The organism is Flavobacterium sp. (genome assembly GCF_029242675.1).
Classification (GTDB): Bacteria; Bacteroidota; Bacteroidia; order Flavobacteriales; family Flavobacteriaceae; genus Flavobacterium.
This window is the reverse complement of the sequence record NZ_JAQWTM010000088.1, coordinates 1-5,419: the sequence shown is the minus strand read 5'-3', so window position 1 is coordinate 5,419 and position 5,419 is coordinate 1. Positions and strand designations below refer to the sequence as shown.

3 protein-coding genes are annotated in these 5,419 nt (G+C 37.1%); all 3 read left to right on the top strand.

Features of this window, described 5'->3' with window-relative positions:
• Positions 1 to 28 precede the first annotated feature (28 nt).
• On the top strand, positions 29 to 658 hold the full coding sequence (locus P8M54_RS03595) for a hypothetical protein (protein ID WP_300285280.1): 630 nt from the start codon (positions 29 to 31) through the stop codon (positions 656 to 658).
• Between the two features lie 230 nt (positions 659 to 888).
• Positions 889 to 2,721 carry an endonuclease gene (locus P8M54_RS03590; RefSeq protein WP_300285277.1) on the top strand — a complete coding sequence of 611 codons (1,833 nt, stop codon included), beginning with the start codon at positions 889 to 891 and terminating at the stop codon, positions 2,719 to 2,721.
• Positions 2,722 to 2,832: 111 nt separating this feature from the next.
• Positions 2,833 to 5,419 (top strand): phosphoribosylformylglycinamidine synthase (gene purL, locus P8M54_RS03585; RefSeq protein WP_300285274.1); only part of this gene is annotated, 2,587 nt, incomplete at its 3' end.

Sequence of the window (5,419 nt, the reverse complement as noted above, 5' to 3'; positions counted from 1 at the left end):
AACGATTTAAAATGCAACCATTGGCTTATTGATTCAAAATAATGACGGCACCACCCTATCATTAAAAAATACTCAAATCTATAACTGTGCTAATTATGGGATATTAGCTCAAACCGCCTACATTAATGCTGAGAATGTGGTTATAAATAATGCGGGTCAAGCAACCTTGGCGTGTAGCTATGGTGGAAAATACCAATTCAAACATTCAACCTTTAATAATAACTGGAATAGCTCTAATCAGGTCGCGGTAACCCTCAATAACTTTAGTTTGGGAGCCATACCTGAATCAAAGGATCTTGAAGCTGCAACCTTTACTAATTGTATTATTTATGGTAGTTTCACGAACGAACTATTTTTAAGTAAAAAAACAACTGCTGCTTTTAATTATCAATTTAATAATTGCTTGTTAAAGCAAGAGGCTTCTAGTACCAATCCGTTGTACCAATTTGCAACTGATGCGGTCCATTATTCCAATATTATTTTAAATCAGAATCCGAAATTTTTAAATAGCACTCGTAATAAGCTCAACATCGACGCATCATCTGCTGCGGTAGGAAAAGGTAATCCCAACTTTATAATTCCAATTGATATAATAGGAAATACAAGATCAACACCTCCTGACTTAGGTGCCTATCAAAATAAGCCCTTTCCAAAATAATATTCTTATATTAGAATTAACCTACAATAAAGCACATTATTAAGAAAATACACTCAAAATTCTTACTTTTATCACAATAAAAAAGATAAATCCTCAAAAATAGTAACCATTTAGTAACATAAGCTATTAAATAAATAAGTACGTTTGCGCTCATTTAAAACCAAAATTCAAAAAATTCCGTCTTTTTGAATAACATAACTTTAACCTTGACCAACAAACTACTACAATTTATGAAACACATTTACTCTTTCTTTTTTTTATTGTTTTTTACGGCAGCCATTGCGCAAATTCCAACTGGATATTACTCCACGGCAACAGGTAGTTCATATACTTTAAAAACACAACTTTACAACATCATTAAAGGCCATACTGATAATGGTTATGCAGGGTTATACAACACGTACCAAACCTCTGATGTAGATAATTTCTATGAGAATGACGGATCGGTTTTAGATATGTATTCTGAAAAGCCAAATGGTGTTGATCCATACAATTACAGCACAACGAGCACCCAAAGATGTGGCACTTACGCTAAGGAAGGAGACTGCTATAATAGAGAACATATTATACCACAATCTTCGTTTAATTCTGCCGCACCCATGGTTTCAGATGCACACTTTATCACCCCTACAGATGGGAAAGTAAATGGGCAACGATCTAATTATCCACACGGGACTGTAGGAACTGCAACCTGGACTTCCCTAAACGGGAGTAAGTTAGGATCGAGCTCTGTTTCTGGATATACTGGGACCGTTTTTGAACCAATAGATGAATTTAAAGGTGATGTAGCTAGGATGTATTTTTATTTCGCTACTAGATATGAAACTACTATTGCTGGATATGCTTATCCTATGTTTAACGGAACTTCAACGCAAGTTTTTACTACTGCTTTCTTGAATATGCTTCTAGCATGGAATGCATTAGATCCAGTAAGCCCAAGAGAAATCGCAAGAAACAACGCAATTTACGCAGCTCAGAACAATAGAAACCCGTACATCGATCATCCTGAGTATGTTCAAAGAGTTTGGAACCCAACAGCAGATACGCAGGCACCAAGCACACCGACTAATTTAATTGCTTCGGGTACAACGCAAACAGCAACTACCTTATCTTGGACTGGGTCAACTGATAATGTGGGTGTAACGGGATACAACGTATATCAAGGTACCACTTTGAAAACTACTGTTACAAGTACATCAACAACAATCACCGGTTTAACAGCTGCAACTACTTACTCTTTTTCAGTGAAGGCAAAAGATGCTGCAGGAAATATATCTGCCTCTAGTTCTACCTTAAATGTCACGACAACGTCACCAGCTGGTACTACTACTGAACTTTTATTTTCAGAATATATTGAGGGTAGCGGAAATAACAAAGCATTAGAAATTTCTAATGCGACCGGTACCTCTATAAATTTATCGATCTACAGTGTTAAAAAGCAAACCAATGGAGCGGGTGCTTGGAGTGCAGGAATCGCCTTAAGCGGAACTTTGGCAACAGGTAAAAAATTCACGATTGTAAACAGTGCAATTGCTTCAACATGTTATTCTACGAGCTCAGCAAATATTTCAACTGCTGCTACTGAAATGACTTTTAATGGAAACGATGCCGTTGGTCTATTTAAAAATGGAGTCCTTATTGATATTATCGGAACTTTTAATGGTGGCACCGCTAATTTTGCTGCTGATGTAACCTTGAGACGAAAAGCAACAGTAACTGGACCAAAAACCACTTTTAATCTTAGTGCTGATTGGGATTCTTATTCAGCTGATACTTGCAGTAATTTAGGAAGTAAACCAGCTGCTAAAGAGGGTAAAACAGCTATTGTATCAGATGAAAAATTAATTGCAATATATCCTAACCCTTCGCATGGTGTGTTCACAATCTTGAGTTCTAATAATGAATTCTCTGTTGAAATATACAACCTTCTTGGGCAAAAAGTTTTTGAGCAAAAAGGAATCATCGGTAGCAGCGAAATAAATTCAAACCTTAACCAAGGAATCTATCTCGTTAAAATCACAGACGCCACAGAAACATCGATTAAAAAAATCATTATCAACTAGTTGATAAAAAAATAGAACAATTTAAAAAGCGGCAATTATGCCGCTTTTTTTATTAGAAATTTAAATGATAAATGACTAAATTTGCGCATCAATACAACAAACTACACAACAATGATCCATTTCTTTGAAAACCAAAGCAAAACTGTTTTTGCCGTACAAATGCAAAACATATCGAGCGCAGGCGAGCTATCGGCTGAAGATATTTCAAAATTAAACTGGCTTTTTGCCGACTCTCATAAACTAGAAAAATCCGTATTGACGGATTTTTTTGTTGGACCTCGTGCCACAATGGTCACCCCTTGGAGTACTAATGCAGTAGAGATTACACAAAATATGGGTATATCGGGCATTATTAGAATTGAAGAATTCCAAACTGTTGCAGCTGATTTTAGTGATTTTGATCCCATGCTTTCGCAAAAGTACGAAGGATTATACCAAGATATTTTTACAATCCATATTGCACCAGAAGCAATTTTAAATATCGATGATATTGCAGCTTATAATGCAAAAGAAGGTTTATCATTGAGTCCCGACGAAGTAGAGTACCTAGATAATTTAGCTCTAAAAATTGGTAGAAAATTGACCGATTCAGAAATATTTGGTTTTTCACAAGCCAACTCTGAGCATTGTCGTCACAAAATTTTCAACGGTAAATTTATTATTGATGGAGAAGAAAAAGAATCTTCATTGTTTAAAATAATCAAAAAAACGTCGCAAGAAAATCCAAATGATATTGTATCGGCCTACAAAGATAATGTCGCTTTTGTAAAAGGACCACGTGTAGAACAATTTGCTCCAAAAACTGCTGACAAACCTGATTTTTATGAGGTAAAAGAATTTGATTCGGTTATTTCCTTAAAAGCAGAAACTCACAATTTCCCAACTACCGTAGAACCTTTTAATGGTGCTGCTACCGGTTCAGGAGGAGAAATTAGAGATCGTTTAGCTGGTGGACAAGGTTCATTACCTCTTGCAGGAACAGCCGTTTACATGACCTCTTACTCTCGATTAGAAGGTGCATCAGACGCGACTCCAAGTAACCGCATTTGGGAAAAAGGGATGGAAGAAAGAAAATGGTTGTACCAAACCCCCATGGATATTTTAATAAAAGCTTCTAACGGAGCTTCTGACTTTGGAAATAAATTTGGACAACCCCTAATTACCGGATCTATATTAACTTTTGAACAAAAAGAAGATATTTCAACAAGCTCAGCACCGGCCCGAAAATTAGGTTTCGACAAAGTAATCATGCAAGCAGGTGGAATTGGTTACGGAAAATTAGATCAAGCTATTAAGCAAACACCACAAACGGGCGACAAAATCGTTATCCTAGGTGGTGAAAATTATAGAATAGGAATGGGCGGAGCTGCAGTATCATCTGCAGATACCGGTGCTTTTAGTTCAGGTATTGAGTTAAACGCAATACAACGTTCGAACCCAGAAATGCAAAAACGCGCTGCCAATGCGATTCGCGGATTAGTAGAAAGTGACTCCAACCCTATCGTATCTATTCACGATCATGGAGCTGGAGGTCATTTAAACTGCTTGTCAGAACTAGTGGAAGATACTGGAGGATTGATTGATTTGGATAAATTACCTGTTGGTGATCCTACACTTTCAGCTAAGGAAATCATTGGTAACGAGTCACAAGAGAGAATGGGATTAGTAATTGCCCAAAAAGATATTGATACCTTACAACGCATAGCGGACAGAGAACGTTCTCCTATGTACCAAGTAGGTGATGTTACAGGTGACCATCGTTTTACTTTTGAATCCAAAACTACTGGAGCAAAGCCTATGGATTTTGCCTTGGAAGACTTTTTTGGGAGTTCTCCAAAAGTGGTCATGCACGACACCACTATCGAAAGAAAGTATAGTGAATTAGAGTATGATAAAAGCAACTTTTACACCTACCTGCAAAATGTTTTACAACTTGAAGCTGTAGCTTCTAAAGATTGGTTAACAAATAAAGTGGACCGATGCGTAGGAGGTAAAGTAGCCAAGCAACAAACAGCTGGACCTTTACAATTGCCATTAAACAATTGTGGAGTTATGGCCTTAGATTACAATGGTAAAGAAGGAGTAGCAACTTCTATAGGCCACTCGCCAATTGCCGCTTTAATCGATCCCGTTGCAGGAAGCAGAACCGCAATTGCTGAAGCATTATCAAATATAGTTTGGGCGCCAATTAAAGGTGGATTAGACGGAATCTCTTTGTCAGCGAACTGGATGTGGGCTTGTAAAAATGAAGGTGAAGATGCTCGCTTGTATGCGGCAGTAGAAAGTTGTTCCGACTTTGCAATTGAATTAGGAGTCAATATTCCAACAGGAAAAGACTCTCTTTCAATGAAGCAAAAATATCCTAATGAGGAAGTCATTGCTCCAGGTACCGTTATTATTTCAGCAGGTGGAAACTGTATCGATATCCAAAAAGTAGTTGAACCCGTTCTTCAAAGAGACGGTGAATCGATTTATTACATTAATTTATCACAAGATCAGTTTAAATTAGGAGGATCCTCTTTTGCGCAAACGCTAAATAAAATAGGTCAAGAGGCACCAACTATTACAGATGCTGTCTTCTTCAAGAATGCTTTCAATACCATTCAAGAATTAATTTTAGATGACAACATTCTTGCAGGACATGATATAGGAAGCGGTGGTTTAATCACTACCCTTTTAGAAATGTGTTTTGCCGACA

Excerpts from the sequence above, each read along its gene's own strand:
- P8M54_RS03590 (WP_300285277.1), top strand. The coding sequence starts at position 889 with ATGAAACACATTTACTCTTTCTTTTTTTTATTGTTTTTTACGGCAGCC.